The organism is Rhizobium sp. RU20A, assembly GCF_900155885.1.
In the GTDB taxonomy this organism is placed as follows: Bacteria; Pseudomonadota; Alphaproteobacteria; order Rhizobiales; family Rhizobiaceae; genus RU20A.
Genome location: NZ_FTMB01000002.1, coordinates 197,252 through 218,795, shown reverse-complemented (window position 1 = coordinate 218,795; position 21,544 = coordinate 197,252). Strand labels below are relative to the sequence as shown.

General features: G+C 58.5%; 22 protein-coding genes and 1 tRNA gene. 10 read left to right on the top strand and 13 right to left on the bottom strand.

Features of this window, described 5'->3' with window-relative positions:
• Nucleotides 1–107 precede the first annotated feature (107 nt).
• Genes hisD through F3H41_RS09715 form a run of 3 tightly spaced genes read left to right on the top strand, consistent with a single transcriptional unit; the run spans nucleotide 108 to nucleotide 2,372 of the window.
• Nucleotides 108–1,412 carry a histidinol dehydrogenase gene (gene hisD, locus F3H41_RS09725; RefSeq protein ID WP_149738477.1) on the top strand — a complete coding sequence of 435 codons (1,305 nt, stop codon included), beginning with the start codon at nucleotides 108–110 and terminating at the stop codon, nucleotides 1,410–1,412.
• Nucleotides 1,409–1,885: a UPF0262 family protein gene (locus F3H41_RS09720; RefSeq protein ID WP_149738476.1), complete on the top strand. Its 477-nt coding sequence runs from the start codon at nucleotides 1,409–1,411 to the stop codon at nucleotides 1,883–1,885. Before hisD ends, F3H41_RS09720 begins: the two co-directional genes overlap by 4 nt.
• A 4-nt stretch (nucleotides 1,886–1,889) precedes the next feature.
• Nucleotides 1,890–2,372, top strand: a complete 483-nt coding sequence (locus F3H41_RS09715) for a low molecular weight phosphatase family protein (RefSeq protein WP_149738475.1) — start codon at nucleotides 1,890–1,892, stop codon at nucleotides 2,370–2,372.
• Between the two features lie 67 nt (nucleotides 2,373–2,439).
• On the opposite strand, the gene F3H41_RS09710 is transcribed toward F3H41_RS09715, so the two are convergent.
• Genes F3H41_RS09710 through F3H41_RS09700 form a run of 3 tightly spaced genes read right to left on the bottom strand, consistent with a single transcriptional unit; the run spans nucleotide 2,440 to nucleotide 4,959 of the window.
• Complete coding sequence (locus F3H41_RS09710) at nucleotides 2,440–3,333, bottom strand: metal ABC transporter substrate-binding protein (protein ID WP_149738474.1); 894 nt, start codon at nucleotides 3,331–3,333, stop codon at nucleotides 2,440–2,442.
• 16 nt (nucleotides 3,334–3,349) lie between these two features.
• Nucleotides 3,350–4,222, bottom strand: a complete 873-nt coding sequence (locus tag F3H41_RS09705; protein WP_149738473.1) for a metal ABC transporter permease — start codon at nucleotides 4,220–4,222, stop codon at nucleotides 3,350–3,352.
• A complete protein-coding gene (locus F3H41_RS09700; RefSeq protein WP_149738472.1) occupies nucleotides 4,219–4,959 on the bottom strand; it encodes a metal ABC transporter ATP-binding protein in 741 nt (246 codons plus the stop codon). The genes F3H41_RS09705 and F3H41_RS09700 overlap by 4 nt, the downstream gene beginning before the upstream one ends.
• A 500-nt stretch (nucleotides 4,960–5,459) precedes the next feature.
• On the opposite strand from F3H41_RS09700, the gene infA reads away from it, so the two are divergent.
• The 4 genes from infA to F3H41_RS09680 all read left to right on the top strand — a co-directional run bounded on the left by infA (nucleotide 5,460) and on the right by F3H41_RS09680 (nucleotide 7,077).
• Nucleotides 5,460–5,678 carry a translation initiation factor IF-1 gene (gene infA, locus F3H41_RS09695; protein WP_004435948.1) on the top strand — a complete coding sequence of 73 codons (219 nt, stop codon included), beginning with the start codon at nucleotides 5,460–5,462 and terminating at the stop codon, nucleotides 5,676–5,678.
• 126 nt (nucleotides 5,679–5,804) lie between these two features.
• The gene (locus F3H41_RS09690; protein ID WP_149738471.1) at nucleotides 5,805–6,425 is read left to right on the top strand and encodes a Maf-like protein; all 621 of its coding nucleotides are present in this window, start codon (nucleotides 5,805–5,807) and stop codon (nucleotides 6,423–6,425) included.
• Nucleotides 6,426–6,429: 4 nt separating this feature from the next.
• Nucleotides 6,430–6,633 carry a DNA gyrase inhibitor YacG gene (gene yacG / locus F3H41_RS09685; RefSeq protein WP_149738470.1) on the top strand — a complete coding sequence of 68 codons (204 nt, stop codon included), beginning with the start codon at nucleotides 6,430–6,432 and terminating at the stop codon, nucleotides 6,631–6,633.
• Between the two features lie 368 nt (nucleotides 6,634–7,001).
• Nucleotides 7,002–7,077, top strand: a tRNA-Phe gene (locus tag F3H41_RS09680).
• Between the two features lie 90 nt (nucleotides 7,078–7,167).
• Here F3H41_RS09680 and F3H41_RS09675 read toward each other — a convergent pair.
• From F3H41_RS09675 to F3H41_RS09635, 9 genes are all read right to left on the bottom strand, one after another.
• Nucleotides 7,168–8,238 carry a tyrosine-type recombinase/integrase gene (locus F3H41_RS09675; RefSeq protein WP_149738469.1) on the bottom strand — a complete coding sequence of 357 codons (1,071 nt, stop codon included), beginning with the start codon at nucleotides 8,236–8,238 and terminating at the stop codon, nucleotides 7,168–7,170.
• A gap of 5 nt (nucleotides 8,239–8,243) precedes the next feature.
• The gene (locus F3H41_RS09670; RefSeq protein ID WP_149738626.1) at nucleotides 8,244–8,492 is read right to left on the bottom strand and encodes a hypothetical protein; all 249 of its coding nucleotides are present in this window, start codon (nucleotides 8,490–8,492) and stop codon (nucleotides 8,244–8,246) included.
• Between the two features lie 356 nt (nucleotides 8,493–8,848).
• Nucleotides 8,849–13,912: a tape measure protein gene (locus F3H41_RS09665; RefSeq protein WP_149738468.1), complete on the bottom strand. Its 5,064-nt coding sequence runs from the start codon at nucleotides 13,910–13,912 to the stop codon at nucleotides 8,849–8,851.
• 9 nt (nucleotides 13,913–13,921) lie between these two features.
• Nucleotides 13,922–14,341, bottom strand: coding sequence for a hypothetical protein (locus F3H41_RS09660; RefSeq protein WP_149738467.1), 420 nt, complete (start codon nucleotides 14,339–14,341; stop codon nucleotides 13,922–13,924).
• Nucleotides 14,342–14,374: 33 nt separating this feature from the next.
• Nucleotides 14,375–16,849 carry a DUF5906 domain-containing protein gene (locus tag F3H41_RS09655; protein ID WP_149738466.1) on the bottom strand — a complete coding sequence of 825 codons (2,475 nt, stop codon included), beginning with the start codon at nucleotides 16,847–16,849 and terminating at the stop codon, nucleotides 14,375–14,377.
• A gap of 49 nt (nucleotides 16,850–16,898) precedes the next feature.
• Entirely contained in the window at nucleotides 16,899–17,204 is a 306-nt protein-coding gene (locus tag F3H41_RS09650) for a hypothetical protein (RefSeq protein ID WP_149738465.1), read from the bottom strand.
• Nucleotides 17,201–17,992 (bottom strand): hypothetical protein, encoded by a 792-nt coding sequence (locus F3H41_RS09645; protein ID WP_149738464.1) that lies wholly within the window; start codon nucleotides 17,990–17,992, stop codon nucleotides 17,201–17,203. The genes F3H41_RS09650 and F3H41_RS09645 overlap by 4 nt, the downstream gene beginning before the upstream one ends.
• Nucleotides 17,993–18,080: 88 nt before the next feature.
• A complete protein-coding gene (locus F3H41_RS09640; protein ID WP_149738463.1) occupies nucleotides 18,081–18,773 on the bottom strand; it encodes a hypothetical protein in 693 nt (230 codons plus the stop codon).
• Nucleotides 18,774–18,854: 81 nt separating this feature from the next.
• Nucleotides 18,855–19,061: a hypothetical protein gene (locus F3H41_RS09635; RefSeq protein ID WP_149738462.1), complete on the bottom strand. Its 207-nt coding sequence runs from the start codon at nucleotides 19,059–19,061 to the stop codon at nucleotides 18,855–18,857.
• Nucleotides 19,062–19,187: 126 nt separating this feature from the next.
• Here F3H41_RS09635 and F3H41_RS09630 point away from each other — a divergent pair, with 126 nt between their 5' ends.
• From F3H41_RS09630 to F3H41_RS09620, 3 genes are all read left to right on the top strand, one after another.
• Nucleotides 19,188–19,427: a helix-turn-helix domain-containing protein gene (locus F3H41_RS09630; protein WP_149738461.1), complete on the top strand. Its 240-nt coding sequence runs from the start codon at nucleotides 19,188–19,190 to the stop codon at nucleotides 19,425–19,427.
• A gap of 123 nt (nucleotides 19,428–19,550) precedes the next feature.
• Nucleotides 19,551–19,853: a hypothetical protein gene (locus F3H41_RS09625; protein WP_149738460.1), complete on the top strand. Its 303-nt coding sequence runs from the start codon at nucleotides 19,551–19,553 to the stop codon at nucleotides 19,851–19,853.
• A gap of 585 nt (nucleotides 19,854–20,438) precedes the next feature.
• Nucleotides 20,439–20,738, top strand: a complete 300-nt coding sequence (locus F3H41_RS09620) for a hypothetical protein (protein ID WP_149738459.1) — start codon at nucleotides 20,439–20,441, stop codon at nucleotides 20,736–20,738.
• A 125-nt stretch (nucleotides 20,739–20,863) separates the two neighbouring features.
• Here the strand turns inward: F3H41_RS09620 and F3H41_RS09615 are convergent, their stop codons facing one another.
• Nucleotides 20,864–21,412, bottom strand: a complete 549-nt coding sequence (locus tag F3H41_RS09615; RefSeq protein ID WP_149738458.1) for an NYN domain-containing protein — start codon at nucleotides 21,410–21,412, stop codon at nucleotides 20,864–20,866.
• Between the last annotated feature and the right edge of the window lie 132 nt (nucleotides 21,413–21,544).

Genomic DNA, 21,544 nt, shown 5'->3' with positions numbered 1-21,544 from the left:
GCCGGCTCTGACTGATGCCGGCAGGGGCGTGCGGGCCGCCGGAAATGCCGGCCGGGCCGTGGCGCCCGATGTGACTGGCAGCAGACTGGCATTTGGGGAACCGCATCTTGGCAATCAGGCTCGACACGCGACAGGCTGGCTTCGAACAGGCCTTCGCCGCATTTCTCACGACCAAGCGGGAAGTATCGGACGACGTGAACCAGACGGTGCGCGCCATCATTGATGATGTGCGGGCCCGCGGTGATCAGGCGCTGGCAGACTATTCCAAGCGGTTCGACGGCGTCGATTTCGCCGTGACGCCGATGCGCGTCAGCGCGGCCGACATGGATGCCGCCTTTGCCGCGGTGGCGCCCGCTGTCGTCGCCGCGCTGGAGCTTGCGGCAAAGCGCATCGAGAGCCACCACGCCCGCCAGTTGCCGAAGGACGATCTTTATGAGGATGCGCTCGGCGTCGGCCTCGGCTCGCGCTGGACGGCCATCGATGCCGTCGGCCTCTATGTGCCGGGCGGCACGGCGAGCTATCCAAGCTCGGTGCTGATGAATGCGCTTCCGGCCCGCGTGGCCGGCGTGCCGCGTATCGTCATGGTCGTGCCGGCCATGGGCGGGGCCATCAACCCCGCCGTGCTGGTCGCCGCGCGCATCGCCGGCGTCGAGGAAATCTACCGCATCGGGGGCGCGCAGGCCGTGGCGGCGCTCGCCTATGGCACCGAGACCATCGCGCCGGTCGCCAAGATCATGGGGCCGGGCAATGCCTATGTCGCCGCCGCCAAGCGCCAGGTCTTCGGCACCGTCGGCATCGACATGATCGCGGGCCCCTCCGAAGTGCTTGTCATCGCCGACGGCGACAATGATCCGGACTGGATCGCCGCCGATCTGCTCGCCCAGGCCGAGCATGACCGCGGTGCCCAGTCGATCCTCATCACTGATGACGCCGCTTTTGCCGACGCCGTCAACACCGCGGTCGAGCGTCAACTGGCGCAGCTCGGTCGTGCCGAGATCGCCCGTGCGAGCTGGCAGGATTTCGGCGCACTGATCCTCGTGCCCGACCTCAAGGATGCCCTGCCGCTCGCCAATCGTATCGCTGCCGAACATCTGGAAATCGCCGTCGAGGACCCCGAGCCGCTGATCGCGGGCATCCGCAATGCCGGCGCCATCTTCGTCGGCCGCCACACGCCGGAGGTGATCGGCGACTATGTCGGTGGCTCCAACCACGTGCTGCCGACTGCGCGTTCGGCGCGGTTCTCCTCCGGTCTCGGCGTGCTCGACTATATGAAACGCACCTCGATCCTCCGGCTCGGCGCGGAGCAGTTGCGGGCGCTCGGCCCGGCGGCCATCACGCTGGCGCGCTGCGAGGGGCTGGATGCCCATGCCCGTTCCGTCGCCATCCGTCTCAATCTCGGGGATGAGGGATGACGGCACCAAGCGCCTTCCGCCTTTGTGATGTCGTGCTGGACGAGACCATCGGGCGCTCCACGCCTGACGTCGAGCATGAGCGTGCGGTCGCCATCTTCGATCTCCTGGAAGACAACTGCTTCGAGCCCATCGGCCACCCCGGCGGGCCCTACAGGCTGAAGCTGTCGCTGCTCGACCAGAAACTGGTCTTCGCCATCGCGACGGAGGGTGGGGCGGATGTCGCCACGCACATTCTGTCGCTGACCCCTTTCCGGCGCATCGTGAAGGATTATTTCCTGATCTGCGAAAGCTATTACGAGGCCATCCGCTCCTCGACGCCAAGCCAGATCGAGGCGATCGACATGGGCCGTCGCGGCATCCACAATGAAGGGTCCCAGACGCTGATGGATCGCCTTTCCGGCAAGATCAAGATGGATTTCGACACCGCACGGCGGCTCTTCACGCTCGTCTGCGTGCTCTACTGGAAGGGTTGAGCGCATGGAGGAGCCCGTCGGTGCAAAATCCGGCGCAGGGCCACGATCCATTCTGTTCATGTGCGGCATGAATGCCATCCGCTCCCCGATGGCCGAGGCGCTCGCCAAGGCCCGTCTGCCGGCCGGCACCTATGTCGCCTCCGCCGGCGTCAGGCCCGGCGAGCGCGATCCCTTCGTCGATGTGGTGCTGGATGAGGTGGGCCTGACGATCGGCCGCCACCAGCCCCATACGCTGGAAGATCTCGAAGACGATTATTTCGACCTCATCGTGACGCTCGCGCCGGAAGCCCACCACGCCGCGCTGGAACTGACGCGCACCGATGCCGTCGAGGTCATCTACTGGCCGACGCCGGATCCGACAGTGGCCGCTGGCGGCACCCGCGACCAGATCCTCGCGCACTACCGCGATGTGCGCGAACATCTCGATCGGCTGATCGTTGGGAGGCTGGCACCGAAGGGCCTGCCGACAGGACCGGAAGCGGGGTAGGCCCCTGCGTTCTTCAAGCCAAAGCCGGCCGGCGCTGTGTCACGCCGACCGGAACCTCGCGGCTCGCTCAGCTGTTCTTTTGCATGGCTGAGGACAGTTGCTCGACATTGTAGCGGAACATCTTCTCATAGGTCGGCGCCGGCCCGTTCTTGTCAGACAGCGATTCGACATAGAGCTCGCCGCCGGACTTGGCGCCCGTCGCCTTGGCAATCTGCTGGACGAGGCGCGGATCGTTGGAGTTTTCGAAGAAGAAGGTCTTCACCCCCTCCGACTTGATCTGTTCGATCAGCCGGGCGACGTCGCCGGCAGAGGCTTCCGTCTCGGTGGAAACGCCGAGCGGCGACAGGAACGTCACCTTATACTCCGCGCCGAAATAGCCGAAGGCATCGTGGCTTGTCAGCACCTTGCGGCGATCTTCCGGGATCGGGTCGATCTTCGCGTGCGCAAAGGCGTTCATGGCATCGAGCGTCTTGAGATAGGCAGCCGCATTGGCCTCGAAGGTGCTCGCATCCTCGGGATCCGCCGCCTTCAGCGCTGACGCGATGTTCTTCACCCAGATCGTCACGTTGACAGGGTCGTTCCACACATGCGGATCCGTCACGGTCTTGCCGTCTTCTTCCATCGTGTGCAGCTTGATCCCCTCGGAGACGACGACCGGCGTGCCCTTGTAGCCGGAGGCGGAGATCAACCGATCCATCCAGCCTTCGAGACCCTCGCCGCTGACGAACACCACATCGGCCGCCTTCAGGTGCTTGGCATCGGCCGGCGAGGGCTCGAACTCATGGGGGTCGCCGTTCGGTCCGACAAGGCTCGTCACCTTCACATGCTTTCCGCCGACCTGGTGCACGACATCGGCGAGTACGGTGAAGGAGGCAACAGCCTGGATATCCCGGGCGGACGCCGCGGTGGCCAGCCCGGCGAGGGGAAGAGCAAGGGCGATGGAAAGAAGGCGCTTGGACATGTCACACACTCCTGTGTCAGTTTGCGAGGTGGGGACGCCGGATAAACCGGCTCATGAGGCCGGACGGAGCAACAAGCAGCGAGGCCGCATAAAGGATGGCCGCCGCAACGATGATCGTCGGACCGGAGGCCAATTCGAGGTGATAGGAGGCGATGAGACCGCCATAGCCGGAGACGAGCGCGGTGGCCACGGAGATGGCGAGCATCATCGGCAGCGTACGGGCCCACAGTTGCGCGATGGCGGCCGGAAGCATCATCAGGCCGACCGCCATCAGCGTGCCCAGCGCCTGGAAGCTGGCGACGAGGTTCAGCACCACCATCAGCATGAAAAGGGCATGGATCAGCGCCCCGCGCCCGCCGACGGCCCTCAGGAACCCGGGGTCGAAGCAGTCGATCACCAGCGGGCGGTAGAGGAGGGCGAGTGTCAGCAGGGTGAGCGATGTAATGACGCCGATCAGCACCAGCGCATCCGTATCGATGGCGAGAATGGTGCCGAACAGCACATGCAGGAGATCGATATTGGAGCCGCGCAGCGACACGATCAGCACGCCGACGGCGAGCGAGATCAGGTAGAAACTCGCAAAGCTCGCATCTTCCTGCAACACGGTCATGCGGCTGACGACGCCGGCCAGCAGCGCCACGGAGAGTCCGGCGATCAGCCCGCCAATGCCCATGGCGGTCAGCGACAGTGACCCGGCCACGAGATAGCCTATGGCTGCGCCCGGCAGCACCGCATGGCTCAGCGCATCGCCCATCAGGCTCATGCGCCGCATGGAGAGAAACGTGCCGATCGGTGCTGCCCCAAGCGCCAGGCACAGGCACGCCACCAGCGCCCGCCGCATGAAGCCGTAATCCATGAAAGGCGCGATGAGGAAGTCGTAAAGGCTCATGATGCCACCGCACAGACGGGCGCGTTGTCGTCCCAGCGCTCGGCCAGCGCCCGGGCGCGCCTGAGGTTGTCGTGCGTCATCACCTCCGCCGTCGGTCCCCAGCCGATCAGTTCGCGCGCAATCAGCAGCGTCTGCGGAAAATGACTGCGCACCTGATCATGGTCGTGCAGCACCGCCACCACCGTCCGCCCCTCGCCATGCCAACGGCGCACGATAGCGATCAGGTCTTCGCTCGTGCGGCTGTCGATGGCCGTGAAGGGCTCGTCGAGAATGATGATGGCGGCATCCTGCAGCAGCAGCCGGGCAAAGAGGGTGCGCTGGAACTGTCCGGCCGACAGCGAGCCAATTGGCCGCTGCTCGAAGCCCTCGAGCCCCACGGCGGCAAGCGCTTCGCCCGCCTTCTGCCGCTCGGCCCGGCCGATGCCGCCGAAGGCACCGGCCCGCTTCCAGGCGCCCGTCACAACCGTATCGATGACGGAGACCGGAAAGCGCCGGTTGATATCGGCGGCCTGCGGCAGATAGCCGAAGTCGCGGCTCGGGATGGCACGGCGGATCTCGCCCTCCGCCGGCTTCAATTCGCCCATGATGGCGCGCAGCAGCGTCGATTTTCCCGCCCCGTTCGGCCCGGCAATCGCCGTCAGGCTGCCATGCGCCAGCGAGCCCGAGACATGATGCACCGCCGGGTGCCGGTTATAGGTGACGGTCAGGTCCCGAAGCGAAATGGCCGGCGTGTTCATGGCAGCAAGACCGCCCAGGCAATGGCACCCCACAGGCCGGCAAGCGCGATACCCGCAAGACCGATGCGCACAAGGGCGGATTGCTGCATGAGGCTGGTCGTATCGGGCCCGTCTGCGCAAGCGCGGGGCGCGGAGAATGCAGACGCCGAGGGATGAGGGGAGTGGGCATGCGGCGAAGACCGAGAGGACATAAGTGGCAATCCAAATGTTATAAAGTTACATAATTTGTTCTCCTGTCCTGCGCTTCAGTCAAGGCAAATGTGAGGCAAAATTCCCGTGGAACGCGGACGCCGGCATCTGGCCCTTGGCGGAAGCTGCCGCCATCCCCACCTATCCTTTACCGCTGAAAGGCCCCGAATGCGGGGCATAAGCCTTGACAAATGCGCCGAAACCCTGCACCGCCCGGTTCACAAAGGCCGTGCGATTGTGTAGTTTCCGGCAAATTTTTAAGGGGCCCTCACAGTCGGGCACCCATCGACAGCTGAAAGACAAATCCTGATATGGCGAAAGAAGAAGTCCTCGAATTCCCGGGCGTCGTAACCGAACTCCTGCCGAACGCCACGTTCCGCGTGAAGCTTGAAAACGAACATGAGATCATAGCCCACACCGCGGGCCGCATGCGCAAGAACCGCATCCGCGTTCTCGCCGGCGACAAGGTGCTGGTCGAAATGACGCCCTACGACCTGACCAAGGGCCGCATCACCTACCGCTTCAAGTAAGTCCCCGGGCACGCTTGCCGGCCGGACGGCGCCTTACGGCGCAGGCAGCAAGCGGCCGGACGGCCGGACCGCGCCGCCAGGGCGGTAAGCTCGCACGGACGCCGCACCACAACGGACGAACGCATCATGGCAAAGCCGCAGACGCTTATTCTTGCTTCCGGTTCGCCGCGCCGCGTGGAGTTGCTGGCCCAGGTCGGCATCACGCCGGATCGCCTGATGCCGATGGATCTTGATGAGACCCCGAAGCGGGCAGAGCATCCGCGCTCGCTCGCTCGCCGCCTCTCGGCCGAGAAGGCGCGCGCCGCCGAAGCCGCCCTGCGCGGCGATCCGGAATGGGCCGGCAGCTACATCCTGGCCGCCGATACCGTCGTCTGCGTCGGCCGCCGTATCCTGCCCAAGCCCGAACTCGTCAGCGAGGCCAATGCCGCGCTGACCCTGCTCTCCGGCCGCAGCCACCGTGTCTATACCGGCGTCTGCCTCATCACGCCCGATCGCAAGCTGCGCCAGAAGATCATCGACACCAAGGTCCGCTTCAAGCGCCTCTCGACCGTGGAGGTCGAAAGCTACCTCGCTTCCGGCCAGTGGCGCGGCAAGGCCGGCGCCTACGGTATCCAAGGCATCGCCGGCAGCTTCGTCGTCAAGCTCGTCGGCTCCTACACCAATGTCGTCGGCCTGCCCCTGCAGGAAACCGTGACGCTGCTTTCCGGCGAAGGCTTCGACGTCGCCAGCCGCTGGCTGGAGGCCTGATCCCATGGCCGCCATCCCGCCCGGCGCCAAGGTCGAGCCCCTGCGCCCGACGCGTCCCTGCCCCGAATGCGGCCGCGCCTCGGTGCGCGAGCACTATCCCTTCTGCTCCGACCGCTGCCGCAACATCGACCTCAACCGCTGGCTCTCCGGCAGCTACGCCATCCCCGTCTCCGAAGACGACACCGAAGACCGCTCCGACGGCGACTGACATCCGTGCCGCACGCTGAGGGCGTCAGCAGCGGCCTATCAGTGGCAACAGGGGAGCTGACGGCGCGAAAACGAGGCGGACAGCTCCAAGGGCATGCTGCTTGCCGCCGGCGAGGCTCCACTCCCGCAACGCAGGATAAATGGCTCGCCCCGTCAACAGATCACGCCGCCGCAGCCCCCGCGCCACCCTGCGCCCGCTTCAATTCCCCCATCCGATCAACACCTTACGGCGCAGCAACATTTCTGTCGGAAATCTGTCATTTCCCGCTGGACACTGCCGGTCAAGCTGCTATAACCCGCCTCGCTCCCGCCGGAACGGCCCGCAAGGCCAAGCGGATCAACGGGAAGCGCAAGGCCGCAAGCGGTCATGCCCGGATAGCTCAGTTGGTAGAGCAGCGGATTGAAAATCCGCGTGTCGGTGGTTCAAATCCGCCTCCGGGCACCATCATAAAATTTTTTCATTTAAAATCAAATACTTAACGGGTCATTTTGTCCCACTATTTCGAACCACTGCCAAAAGTGGGACACTTTTGAGCTACTTCTGTTCCGCTGAAAGCCTTTTCATCGCACTGTCAGCGCGCTTCTTTTGGCTCGCTGCTTTCGTGTATCGGGTCACCTCTTTCGATGTTGAGTGTCCGGTAACAGCCATAATCTCGAACTCGCTACAACCGAGTTCTGCCAACCTGGACGCGGCGGCTTTTCGTAGTCCATGTGCGCTACAATCTGTGAGGCCGGCCTCATCGCAGCGCTTGCGAAACCAGTTGCCAAACCCATTCGAGGTAAAAGGCCTGTTGAATTCGGTGACCAAGAAAGTCAGGTCGCCGCAAGGGCTCGCTTCGATGATCTTCTGCAGTTCCTCAATTACAGGAATCTCCAGGCGGACCGGTTTGCTGTTCCGATTTTTGTGTTGGGTGAAAATCAATCGACCATCGCGGATATGCTGTCTGCCGAATGAAATGATGTCGCTTCGCCGTTGACCGGAATAAAGCATGAGAGCCAAGGCTAGACGAGCCTTCGTTCCTATGGGGTGGCGGGCTTCGTAGCGTGCGATTTCTTCAAGCGTCCAAGAGTGGAAGCCGTCAGGGTTCTTGTTCTTCAGATACTCGACTTTAGCGGCGGGATTGTCGTCGTGGTGATCGTAGCGAACGGCAAATTTGAAGAGTTGTCTGAGGGCTTTGAGCATGCCGTTGGCTGCTTCAGGGCGATCCATCATTTCGTCGCGGCGTTGACGAAGATGCCGAGGTAGAATGAGCCGGTATGGTTTATCGCCGTCATCCTTGTTCTGGCAAAATCGTTCGAGAAGACCACGACGAACATATTGGGTTCGCGCGTCCAATTCGTTGAACATGGCCGATTGAAAATACTGGACGCAAAGCCACCGAACCGAGCCGGCCTTGATCACCTTGACCTTGCCGTCATCTGCCTTTGCAGGGGGTGCGCCGGAATCAGCGGCTTTGTAAGCGGCCAAGAACGCTGGTGATCCTAACGGGCCAGGTAGTCGAACCTTCGTCGAGCCTTTGCGCCGGTAATACAGGCGGATGTTGCCATGACGGTCAACGTCTTCGACAACGTATTTTAAACGGACTCTCATCTCTTCCTCGGACATTGGCCTCAACTGTCCCAAGGATTATGGTCGTCGGCGTTCGCCGATGGCAACTGTTCGAACGCGAGATCCAATGCGCGCAAGTCCCAAATCTTACGGCCATCAATACGCTTTGGTTGCGGCATCCTCCCGTCGATCACCAGCGCGTCAAATTTCGTTGCACCGATGCCGATATATTCCGCTGCTTCGACCCGTGAAAGGCCGCGCTTGCTTGGGAGTGGAAGAGGTCGTGCAACGGAGCCATTATCGATCCGCATCATCAACGCTCACAATCTGATGCTGCGATCAACTCGCCAGTGTTGATTGTCGGATTGGCTGTCTGATGGTGGTGGAGAATTATCGTCCCGTCGCTCCGCAATTCCGTACGAAGGATTTCCAGGCCGGCATTATGCGCAGCTTTGACCGCGCGAACGACAGCATCCATTTTGAATGTTGCAGCAGGTCTCGGCATCGGAATTTCCTCAATCAGACGATATGGCTCGATATTGCCCCAAACCTCCCGCCACCCTCAAGAATTGATGGTTTATTCAACTTTATATTGAAATTGTTGCGATAGGAGCAGTTAGATGCTGATCGGTTGAATAAAGAAATTTCAAATTTTCAGCACTGCAGTTCAATTGCCCAACATGCGCTTGATCGTGGCAGCGTTGTTCTTGATGTGTGTCACCACGACCTGCTCACCGCGGCTGCTCGCGAGGGCGTTCGCCAGGTCTTTCGGATCAAGAACCAAGACCTGCTTGATGGATTGGCCACGCGAGTTCTGCCCGCCATCCTTCTCGCCCGTGTTGTTGAACCGATGACGCGGATCCTGTTCGGTCAAGACCTCCTCATTCTTCTTCAGCACGGTCGGTACTTCGTCAGGTCGCAGACCAGCGATACCGCCTGTGTGGTAGCGGATCGGATTCATAAACCAAGCCGGTGAAACCTGACGCGAACCATTGCCGCCACCGGTCGCTGCAGAGCCGACAAGACCGCCTGTGTGGGCCATGGGGACGCCCATGCCGAGACCTGGGAAAGCTGAGTTGATCATACGGAAGAAGATGGCCTTCATGATCATCGTCGCAATTTGACGCAGGAAGTCGGCGGCGAATTGAAGGAAGGCGTTGCGCAGCGCCTTCATGGCGTCCTGCCCACTGGCGATCGACTGTGCGAAGCTGTCGAACGCACCAACCAGACCGTCAGCAAAATTGACGGCAAGCTGCTTGGTCTGGTTGAAGTTGAGGCCGAGGAAGCTGAACTGCGTTCCGACCTTGGCGGTGTTCAGCTGAACCTTTTGCAGCTGAGCGACCATCTTCTCGTCGCCAAGGGCGCGGGCGAGTTCGAGAGCCTTCGGAATTGCCTCGGACAGCTGTTGGTTGACACCCTCAAGCTGCGTCTTCAATTCAGCCGTCTTGCCGGTATCCCCTTCATTTTGGGCCAACTGGATTTCTTGCAGCAAGTTCTTGCGCTGCTGATCGAGGCCGACAATATCGTTCAGGAGATCACGCGCCTGCTCCTGGTTGGCCTTCAGCTGCTCATCAGCATGCGCGGAGTCGTACTTGGCGCCAACTGCTTCTCGGATTGCGTCTCTCTGCTGATTGGTGAGTTCGACGCCGGCCTTGCGTGCTTCGTTCTCGGCTTCAGCCAGGGCCTTGGCGATCGCGCCTTCACGATTGGACTCCTTGCGTGCAGCAGCCTCTTCTTTCCATCCCTTGACACGCTGGTCGAGGTTTTCGTTGAAGGACTCCTGCTTCGTCTGACCACCTGCCATGATGGTCGATCCGCCACCAACCTTTTGCAGTGCCCAATTCTGAAGATCGCGAACGGTCGTTCCGGCGCCAATGACGGACGGGTTGGCTTTGACGGAAGCCGAGTTGACGATGTCCTTGGCGAGCGCGTCCGGATTGGCGACCAATACCTTGATGGCATCCCCGGCACCAAGGAAGTGCGCGAGATAGGTGTTGGCATCTGTCGGCGAGACACCAGCGTTCGCAAGTCGCATCTGATTGCGCTTGGTGAACTCTTCCAGCACCGGCCGGGCAAACGCCTCATTGGCGCGATACTGCAGCTTCGCCGAGTCCGAAAGCTGTCGGAGCGCGGGAAACAGTTCGTTGAAGATTGGCAGCCATGTGCTTTCGGTAAACTGGCCAATGCCCCGCGCGCTCGACGTCGATGGGCCGGTCCCGTTCTGCCCGCCTTCGACATAAATGATGCGATCAATCAGGGTCTTCCTGGTGTCAGGGAGCGAGTCGAACTGCTTCTGCGAGAATGACTGATTGACGCCTGCGATTGCGTCACCATAGGTCTTGGTCGCTTCAACGACCTGACCGATGGTCGTTGCGAGCTTCAGTGCGTCCCGATACTGCTTTTCGAGACCATTGATGGTTTCGAGCTTCTTCAACTCGTCAGCCACGCCGGGAATGTTCTCCCGCATCGTGTTCAATATTTTGTTGAATTCGGTAGCCTTGCCATTGTAGTCGAGGTTCTGAACGGTTTCCTTGGCTTGATCGTTCATGCCTAGAAGCGCTTTGTCAGCTTCTGTGGCCGTATTAGACATGAAGCGGATTTTCGCCTCAGCCTCAGTGACTGCTTTCTCAAGATCCAGAATGCTTGGTGCGCCATCCTTAGCTGCATCGATCGCGTCCTGGAGAGTCAGCGTCAGGTCTTTCAGGCCGCTATTCTCGGTCGCCCGGTTGATCTCGTCCAAAGCAACACGGAAATCATTGAGCGAGATCGTCTTGCTTTGGACCTTGTCGAGAAGATCAACCACCTGTCCCATGCGATTGAAATCAGCAGCCGAAACGGCCGAACGCATGCCTTCTCCGCCGACCCCTTGCATCTGCGCATAGATCGTCTTGAGATTGCGTCCCTTCGAAATGAGGTCGTTAAGGGCGCTATCGAAGGTGTCAGTCAGGTTCTGAAGATTGCCCTGCGCCTGACTGAGCGTGACATTGTTGATCTCCTTGGCCCAAGCGCCCACTTTGTCCTTGGCACTGTCATAGGAGGCTTTGACAATATCCAGCTGACGCTTGTGCTCATCGAGCGACGTCGTTGCCGAGTCGACACTGGTGATCCACGAACCCACTGCCAAGGTAATGCCGGTGATCGCAATTCCGATCGGCCCACCGAACGCCGCAAGCAGGGCACGGAATGCGCCTGCCCCGAGGATGAGGGCTTTCTGAAGCACACCAACCGAGGTTGCCAAGCTCAGCACGCCAACGCGAGCCACGGCCGTCTGGCTTGTCGATGCCAGGAGATTTTGCCTGAATACGCCAAGGGTGCTGACAGTCTGCGCAAGCCCGCGGCTGAAAATTCCTTGGGCGGCTGCAGCTGCCTGCGTTCGCGGGCCGACAAGCTGCAATTCTCGACTGAACACACCGAGGGCAGACGTGGACTGAACCACGCGCCCAATCATTCCCGTGAAGACCTCGGCGATCTTGACGGCAGCGAAAGTCTTCGCGCCAAGCGTGATGAGATCGAAATATTTCGGCAGTTCTGCCAGGATCTGAATGACGTTGCCAACCGCTACGCCGATGTTGCGGAAGGTCTCCTGACCTTCGGTGCTCTGAGCGAAGGCGTTGAAAGATTGCAAGGCAGATCGCAGGGCCGGAATGAAACCGTTTGCCATGGCAATCTGCGCATTGAATAGGTTGTTCTCAAAGCGCCCGATGTCAGTGGAAACCGAGTCCAAAGATGCCTGCAACTGCGGGCCGAAGCGACGAGAAAGCTCGTCTGCGAACTTCAGCATGGTGCTGCGGTCGGAAAGAACCTCTCCCTGCTGCATCATCTTGTCGAGTTCGGCGGTCGATTTGCCGATCGCCTGCGCGAAGATGTTGAATGCGCCCGGAAGGCGTTCACCAAGTTGTCCGCGAAGTTCCTCGGCAGAGACTTTCCCCTTCGAAATCATCTGCGTCAGAGCGAGAAACACGCCCGACGTCTGTTCAACAGACAGCTTGTTGACGCGAGCCGCCTCAGCGACGGAAAGGAAAATCCGCCGCGTGTCATCCGTGGTGAAATTGGCCGCTTTGGCAGCAATGGCATACTTGCCGTATTCGTCTGCCAAGACTCCGAAGCTGATACCGAGACGGTCTGCCTGTTGCTGCAGGAACTGGATCTGTGCAGCAACCTTCGCGTTATTCTGCTCGTAAACGGAGCCGAGACGGTTCTGAACCGCTTCCAGCGCCCGGAACGAATTGATGGCGCCAGCAATCTGCGAAATCGCAGCCTGAAAACCAATGTAGCTGGCCGTCAGCGACAGAACCTCGCCCCGTAGCGCCTGCATCAACGAGCGCGTCTGCAGGCTATCTTTGCCAACGTTGGCAAGGGCCTGAGCGAAAAAGCCTGTCTGTCTGCCGGCATCACTCGCTGCATTGGCGGTATTACGAATGGCTGGGCGAAGCTGGCGCTGTGCGTTCGCAGCGCCATTGGCTGACGCTGCCATCTGATTGTTGGCTGCCGTCGTGCTTGCTGCAGCAGATCCCAGCTGACTGGTCGCTTGGCTGAACTCACGGAAGGTGGACCGGGCAGTGCCGGAAAGATTGGCGAGCGTCTGGCGCTGAGCTTCATACGCCTGCTTGCTCAAAGCCGCCTTGGCTTGCGCCGCGCCGAATGCGGCACCCAACTGCTCAGTCGGCTGTTGGGTTTGTCGCATCTGCTGGCCGAGCGCCTTGACGTCAGCTTGTGCAGCCACCCACTCCCGTCGTGCTTCGAGCAGGGCGCGGCGTTGGGTTGTCAGCGCCTGAACATCCACGCCTCCAACTGAAAGCGCGGCGGTTGACGCCCCGCTCGTTACCTTGGTGTTCGAAAGCCCTTCGATACGAGCCTTTGCTGCTGCCAGGTTCGCCGCCATGCGCTGCGCTGCTGCACTCACAGCTTCCTGGGAGACGACCACGCCGCCAAGTGCAGTGCCTGCCTGCGCCGAAACGGTGCGGATCGAGTCGAGTTCCCCTCGGGCTCTGCCGAGGTCTTCCTTCTCGGCTTTCAGCGCCGTTGATGCTCGCGATGTCTCGTTGGCAAGCTGATTCTGCAGCGAAGACGCGGCAGAAATCTGCGGGCGCAATTCCTTGATTGCTGCCTTGGAGCCTTCGATCGATTTTTTGTAGGTGTTAATCTCTGCGTTGATCTGCGCCTGTTGCGCTCGCAGTTTGCCAATGTCGGCGCCAGCCGAAAAAGGCAGCTGGACACCTTCAGGAAGACCGCGTCCCTTCTTGTCGCCGTCCTTGATCGCTTTGTTGTAGTCGCGTTGCTGCTTCTCTGCGTCCCTGACAAGGTCGTTGACGCGCGCCAGTTCTTTGCGAGTATCGGCTAGGCCGGTCTTGCTGGAAGCAAGCGCCACCTCCTCGGCGGCAAGCTGACCTTTGAGACGGGCAGCGGCTTGCGCAGCAGCATCGCTTTCGCGTGCCATCTTGGCAAGTTCGGCAGCATTGGACTTCAGCGACCCTTCCATCCGATTGACGGCATCGGTCGCCTTGTCGAGTTCAGCAGCTACCTTTCCGGCTGCCTGGAGCTTCGCAAGTTCGCTTTGGAATTTCGAAGCGTCGGTCGCCAGTTTGCCAAGGGCGTCCGATGTTTTGGAAGCACCCTTGGCGAGGTCGGCTTGATCCTCAACATTCTTCTTCAGGGCCTTCGAAATCTTGTCGAGTTCGCTGGACGCCCGATCCTTCGCTTTGATGATGAGATCGATGTCCTTGCCGGCCATAGTCCTACCTCACTGCTTGCGCTGACCGAAGGTGGTTGCCGCGGCTTGAAGCCCGACCCTTGCAACAAGGTGGCCAACGGCGGCTTCCAGGCTGGCTGAAAAATTATCACCGGGAAATCGCTGAGCGACGACCTGCACTGCAGTCCCTACGCATGCGAGGATGCCGACTGCCTTCATCTCCTCTCTAGACTTGCCGCTGGCAGCGGCGGAAAGAGCAGTCGCGATCGGCAAAAGACGCGGCACCAGGCCTTCGCTAACGGCGCCTGCAGCGAAATCAGCTACGCTTTCAGGGGGTGAGTTGAAAAACGCGTCGTCTATCGATGAAGCAAGATCCGCAGAAAATTCATCCAGTATGGCGTCGAACTCTGCGTGTGAAAGCATCTTTGTAGGCAGGGCGAATGAGGTTGCTAGGATGAGAATGTTAAACATGAAGGCCCTATAGTTATTCAACAAAAAGTTGAATTAAAGATCAACAATACTATCTTCAATGATTGTTGAGTCGATAGCAATGGCTGGTTGAATACTTTCTTGCCAATGAATAGGTGAGCCGAGCCAAGCTTCAAATTCTGCTCTGCAAACAGGCAGCGGTGGAACGATGAAAAACCGCAAGCGATCGCCTGCCGATCGTGTTCGACCGACTTCTGTGGAGGGAACCAATGTTAGAAGGCGTTTACTGAAAGCGGTGTCATTCGCCTCTGAGCCCTGCCAATGCCGCCTGTGAAGCCAGTTTGCGTATACGGATCTAAGGTCGCCCTTCTCGATTCGTAGCGGGCTGTCGAACCAGTCCGCAGCAATGTGTCCATTGCCTTCTATGATTGCGGAATCGAGGGTTTCGTACCACCATCGTTCGACGTTCTTGAGCCCTTCCACCTTTTGCTCAGCGAGGCCGATGGTGTTCGGAACCTTGCGCACCTGGAAATTCGAGATGTCACGATCCATCAGCATGGCGAGGAGGGCTTCAGGTCCACCATTGTTCATCTCATGGCGGATTTTCTGGAAGTAGGGATGGTCGCCCAGGCGTTTGTTCGAGACGTTCAGGACGAAGAAACGGCGCTCATCCTCCGTAGCTGGCACGACCCACTTTTCATTCGAGGAAATGCCAATGCGCAGCACGGATTTTACCGGGAAGGCGTTCATGCCCTTCGGCTCAATCATGGCGTTTTCTGAGGTTATTGTTGCTTTCAGCGCACCTTCTTGGCGCTTGTCGCCGGCCCAAAAGCCTTCCTGGACGTGCAAGAATAGGCAATGAGCCTGGTGCGCGTTGAATTTGCCTGTAAACTGGTCTGGGTTCCAAATCGTTACATAGTGATTAAATACGATCTTGCTGATGTAATCGAAGATCGTGTCTTTGCCCGTGCCTTTCTTTCCCACCAAAACGATAGCCACGCCCGGTTTTTCCTCGGGCCGCTGGATCATGTGCGCGAAGTAGTCCATCGCGTATTCGAAATGCTCGGCATTCTTGTCGCAGATCACCTCGAACAGGTGCTGGGTGAAGAGCGCGCATGACTTTGTGTCATCAGGCTCGACAGAGAAGCCTTGCCATAGGTTATAGGTCCCTTCGATCTCCTCGTTGGGCGAGAAGACAATTCCGTTGGGATAGGTGCGACGGTAGCGCGAACGCATCCAGGCTCTGGAGACCGGTTCGGTCGTGTCGTCCTTCGGCACGCGGTCGTTTTCGTAGAAGCTGTGCAGGTCGCTGATTGAGCCGTAGCTGACTGTCCCGTCGTTGCGGAAGTCAATCACCACCGTTTTTCCGCCAGCCCGCGCAATGGCGTGCTGGCGGTTCAGGCGTTGGATCTTCGGCGGCACCTTTTTGCCGAGATCGAATTCCACCTGTTCTTTCCGGAGCTTGATTTCAGCCTTGCCGGGCTTGCGTGCCTTTTCAGGCGCCGTTCCAAGCAGATCGCCGAACATGTCGTCGTCTGAATCAGGGCTTTGATCCTCAAATTCGTCTTCGAAGCTGAGATCATCATCTCCCAAATCCTCGAATTCGCGTTCGATGCGGATGTCCTTGACGACCGAGACCAATGAGGCCATTCGGAAAGGTAGCTGCGCCCGGTTCTTGAAGGATTTCCAGACCCTCTTCTGGTCCTTCTCGTCGAATTTCTCGCTTAGGCGCGAATATTTGCACCAGAGGTCGAACCCCTGGTCGCTGCCACCCGTCTCATGGTGCAGCGCCATGCCGACGCGCATCCACTGGTCACGATCCTCGAACCATTCCGCGGCAGGAAGATCGTCGAGGACGCCGACGATCTCGCTTTCGGACAATCCAAGTGGCTGCAGGCGCTCAGGACTGACGTCGGCATCTTCGTCCGGCGCCTCGATCATCGTAGCGATCACATTGGCCGGAATGATCGGGCCGAGGCCGAGTTCGAGGGTGTCGAAATCGAACTGGCGAAGCCAACGATAGGGTTTTTCCGTGTCGGGATGGATTGAAGGCGGGAGAACGACCTGGGACCCGGTGCCCATCAGGTGCAATTCCCAATCCCACTTCTTGACGTCGCGCTGTTTGCTTTCGTCCCACACCATCTCGAACCCATCACTGTGGGCGAACTTGCGGGGCGTAAAGGCGCGGTCGGTCAGGAAATAGAAATGGCGGCTTTCGCCGCCCGAGCCCGAGATGACAGTCGGGCATGACGATTGGTCAAGGTCAGGGAGCATGGTGGCGAGCACATCAAGTGCTTCGTCAGCCAACTCATTCTTGCGGATATCGACATCAATGACATGGAGAAACAGGTCGCAAACGACCGACCATTTGCCGAGACGGACACCGACGTTGTTGCCGGGCCGATATGTCCGTTCGAGATCTGCGAGCGATGCGACAGGCTTTGAGGCCCATCCATCCCCGATCGGTCTCTTGGATTTGGCATAAAGCCAATGGATAGCGAATCCGGCCTTTGCCAGTCGCTCGATTGCGGTCTTTAAAATTTCGGGCATTGGTCACCGTGGCGCCAAATGGCGCGCTTCCGATTTCAAATTTCGATGCTTAATGCCGAAAAGCAGAGTGCAAATTTTCGGCGGCAGACCAAGCATTCGCGCGGCTACGGTCGGCCTCAGGAATGTCCTCTATTGGCGCCTTCAGGTACATGCTGTAGGTGCCATCAGGCCTGAGGCTCGTGATAAGCATGCCTTTGCGAGCCAGGTCGTGACCTACCAATCCTTCGGCTGTCTGCCGGGCCTTGGCTTCTCGTCCTGCCAGATCGGACGCGAGCACGCGCGGCATTCCGGTCATCTGAAGCTCACGCACCCTGTGGCGGCGCCAGTCCTTCCAAATTCGTGAAAGGCCGTTCATTGGCCATCCTCGGCCGACATGTCGCTCTCAAGCGCGGCCTTCGCGGCGGAGAAACCGGGAAATATCGATGCACGATCGATGCCGAACCACGTTGGCCGCAAAGGCGAGTCGTGGCGAAGCGCCTTTCCAAGAGCTTCTGCAAAACGAAGGCAGTATTTCGGGTCATGGTGGTGCAGTTCGATGTGCTCCTCAATCGCAAGTATCGCGGCCATGTCGCCGCCTAGCTCATGAAGCTTTTGTCTCACCGCGTTTACACGGTGACTGTGTAGAGCCAGCAGCCAATCCCTGGTGGCATTGCTCATGGCCTGCGCGGCCTGAATGCGCCTCTTGCTAAGCTCTCCCCCTTTGGTCGTGAGCGCCTGAATAACCTTACCAGCGACCAGTGCATCCTTCTCGGCTTCAATGAGATTTAAGGAGTGCTCAGAGATCTGAAGGTCAATTTCTGTCGGGTCGAATTCGATATCTGCGATCGCCGCCGAGGCTTCTGCGTCAAGATTCTTGTTCCGAAGGCAATCGACATGGGCTTTCAGTTGATCGCGCCGTTCAATCGCAACTTGATGTTTCGCAACGCGGGTTTTGTTCTGACTGATTTCCTCGTCGACAATCGCAAGCATTCGCACTCGTTGCAAACGACGGGCTTGAGCCTGCAGCAGGTCTGGGAGTTCGCCCAACGGCGAGTACGTACGCGGAAGTTCGTTGGGGGGATTCTGGTTGAAATAATTGTTCCTCGGTGTCAGAGCCGGATCGGGTGTTTCGCCGCTGAGATTGATCTGTGTAACTACTACCATCGGACTGTCCTTGAGTTCGGATCGGTAGTATTAGGCTGGTTGAATAGAGTTAGCCGCAAGCGGTTATTTTGCACAAATCGCGGAACGGCTATTTGTGCAAAAATTGCTGATCTGGACGCAGGTGTCCCATCGGGTCGCCGAGTAAGTCATAGAACAGCGCTTGAATTGGCGTTTCACCGCGGGCAATTTCGTCACGTTGCTTTAGAAGGCGCCCAAGCTTTGTGATGATTGAGTCAAGCGCATTGTCTTTAAAGCTTGCAACATCAACAGGCTCGATGTCCTGCGCTGCCTTGCCCTGCTTGTTGCGGAATACCACCTCGGAATAGAATGTTTTGGCGACCGCGCGCCGAAGGTCGGGTTTAAGCTCTGGATAAAATCGAGCTTTTTTAAGTTGTCTTGGATCAGAGTCTGCCGCGACAGCATCATGTAAATAAAGCAGCCTTCGTTGATGCTCGATTGTCCAAAACGTCCAACTCTTCGGCGGCTGTCTTCTCTTCCGTTGAGCGATCAAAGCTCCCGCTATGTCACCGGACACCCGGCCTACCATAAGCTCAACGATTTCTCTGTTTTGCTCATAGATGCCGTGCTCAATAAGATGGGTGGCGATCTCAAGTATTCCCGCGGCTAGTTTAGGACGCTTGCCACCGTTGTGCTCCGATTCCTCTCTCCAGATCTCTCGAATGAGTGCACTGGATGAGGGCGCCAGCGTCTCGAACGTCGCCAAATAGCGAAGCGGCACTGCCTGTCCGGCTGCTGTTGGTTCGATGACTAGTTCATCCATTGAGATCTCCCTGCACCCGGATCCTACCGGCCATCAGCCAGTGCTCGCCGTTAGAATCCGGGTAAGCCGCGATCCACGATATCAATTCTGAATCAGCCGTTCAGCAATGTTCTGTGCAAACCCTACAGCTTCGGCCCGACGATCGCGATCAGAGAAAAGGTCGGTAAGGGCGTCTCTGAGGTGAAGGGGATTGTGATCGGCCTGCATTCGCTCAATTACTGAGTCCGCGAATTCGCGGCCCTGTCGGTTCTGTTCGCTCCAAGTGGTGGACTGCGTATAGCTGATCATTTCGGTCGCCTCTCTAGCAGTTGGTTTTCGTAACTTGAATTTTTATCAAGTCCACTTGGTTTACCATCTGTTGATGATGTGTCAACTAGGGTTGATGAAATATCAACCAGAGTTTAAGGTGAGTGTATGATTGAACCAGATCAAATCCGTGCGGCGCGGGCGCTCGTCGGCCTTACGCAGTCTGCGCTTGCGAAGGCAGCGGGGATATCGACAACTGGACTCAACAACATCGAGAGAGGGGTCGCTGATCCCAAGGCTTCCACGTTGAAGTCGATTAAGTTCGCTTTGGAAGAAGCCGGCATCGTTTTCTTGGCAGCAGACGAAATGGTCGCTGGCGGTCGCGGCGTTCGGCTCAAGCACTTATAAGGGCTGAAGCGCGCTTTACTGCGCCCATAAATTCCCGTACGAATTTCTCAAATACATATGAAATACAATTGGTTGATTGGTCATCAACTTGTTGATTGACAATCTCGGCATAGGAGAATGGGGATGCATTCTTTCGATGACGCGATTTCTCCAGCGGTTGCGGTCGCCATGCTCCAGGGGCAAGGCATCAAGATATCCGAGCGGACGCTCCGCGAACGTGCTCGCGAACTTGGCGCATGCCGCGTGATTGGAAAGGCCATGTTTCTGTTGCCTGTGGATATCGAGGCAATTCTGGAAGCGTCAAAGCCGGTGCGCCGATCGGCATCCGCTCCAAGTGCTAGCGCATGGAGCGAGGCGGATTCGCTAGCGCTTTACCAGCGCCTAAGGGAGCCGCGGAAAAAGCGACAAGCCAAACTGCCGGATTAGCGAATGTCCTGTTGTGCACGCCATTCAACTGTCCCGACTTCACGTAGGGACAGACCCTACGTGCGTCTGACGACGTAGGGACGCCCTATCTATCTGATTTAATGGCGGAAAATGGGCGTTTTCACATGGTGTCCCTACTGTCCCTAGTGAAAATCAAATTCATTACGTACATGTGTGCGTGCGTGGCCAGCCAGTGTTGAACGGCGGTGTCCTGTGTCACCATTTATTTCCAGTAGTCACGGATGATTTTTCCAGTAGGGACAGTAGGGACAGTAGGGCCATTTGAGATTAACATATTGAATAAAATGAAGATTGTGGTGTCCCTACTAAGGTTGAATTTGTCCCTACTGTCCCGACGTTTGCGGGAAAAGTTGAATGCTCAAGTCTTAAAACCGGCAAAAAATCCCAAAAAATTTTCATGAACCGGGGCTCAGCGCCCCTCGCGAGACATGATCAGACCAGATGGGACCCACGGACGTTCGAAACATCGCACAGTCAAGACAACTTGATTAGGTTGAATGCACAAAAAGACATTTGCATTCGAACGTCACATAGACGAGCGACTTTGTTCAGTTCCTCGCCTACATGTCGAAGACGGGCACGGCCGAAGACAAGGAACACGTCTTCGATACGCTTGTGGGTGTGGTCAATGATCTCCAGCCCGAGAATGTGGGGCCGGTCGAAGCCCTGACGTTGCAAGCCCTAGCTTTGACTATCGCGGATCGCATCGAACGGTTTACGGAAGACCCAGAGCTTGTGCAGTCCCTTGTGCAGTTGCAGGCTAACGCCATCCGATCCGCAGCGGTCTTGCTTGAGGGGCTGGCAGCCGAAGGTGTCGACGGGCGCCGGTTCTTTGAAGAGATGCCACACCCTACCGTGCAGTAAATCGGCCGGAGATTTCCAACTCGCCTAAATCAGGCCAAGGAAAGCACGTGGCGCGTTTTCATCACTAGCCGCAACTACGTCCGAATTTGGCTGACAAAAAGGCCCGGCGTGGCGTCTTTTCGGACCTAAGGCCACTTGAAAGCATTGTGACCGATCAGATCGAGTGAGCCATCGAGAGGGCGGGTCCTGTCAACAGCAGTTGCCATCTCACCGCTTGCCGTGAAGGAGCTTGAAAAGGCCGCCATTTCCACAATCCACCCGCGTTTGTGAGCGATGTTTACGAGCGGGATAAAGTCTCGATCTCCGGATGCAATGACTAGGACGCCTTTCTCTGGTCCGGTTGCTACAGCCAACGTACCTTGCGCCACGAGTTCTGTGTCGACCGCCTTTTCCTTGTTCTGGGAATCCCGATCATGTGTGATCACATCGAAGCCACCGTTTTTGGCCATCTCCCAGACGTCATCTTTCGGCGGCGGGCGCGATCCAACAAGAAAAGCAGCATGTATGTTGCGACCATCAGCAAGAAATGTAAGCAGTTTTGCAAAGTCGATCCGCCATGAAGGGTCTGCCGGTCGCTTGCCGAACTCAGTCGGCGTCTGCCCCCTTCTAACTGCTGAAGCTTTCTGACCTTCGATGAAGATGTTTGAGTTATCAACGAGAATTACGCAGTCCATAGTTCCTCCTGGCACCTGCGGTTAAACTGTAGGTGTTGGTTCAGAGCTTATCGCCGCCAGCCGTGACCGCGTGGACATCGATACCCATGCCGATCTCGCGTGTCGCAGGCGTATCGCGAAAGGGCTATCCTT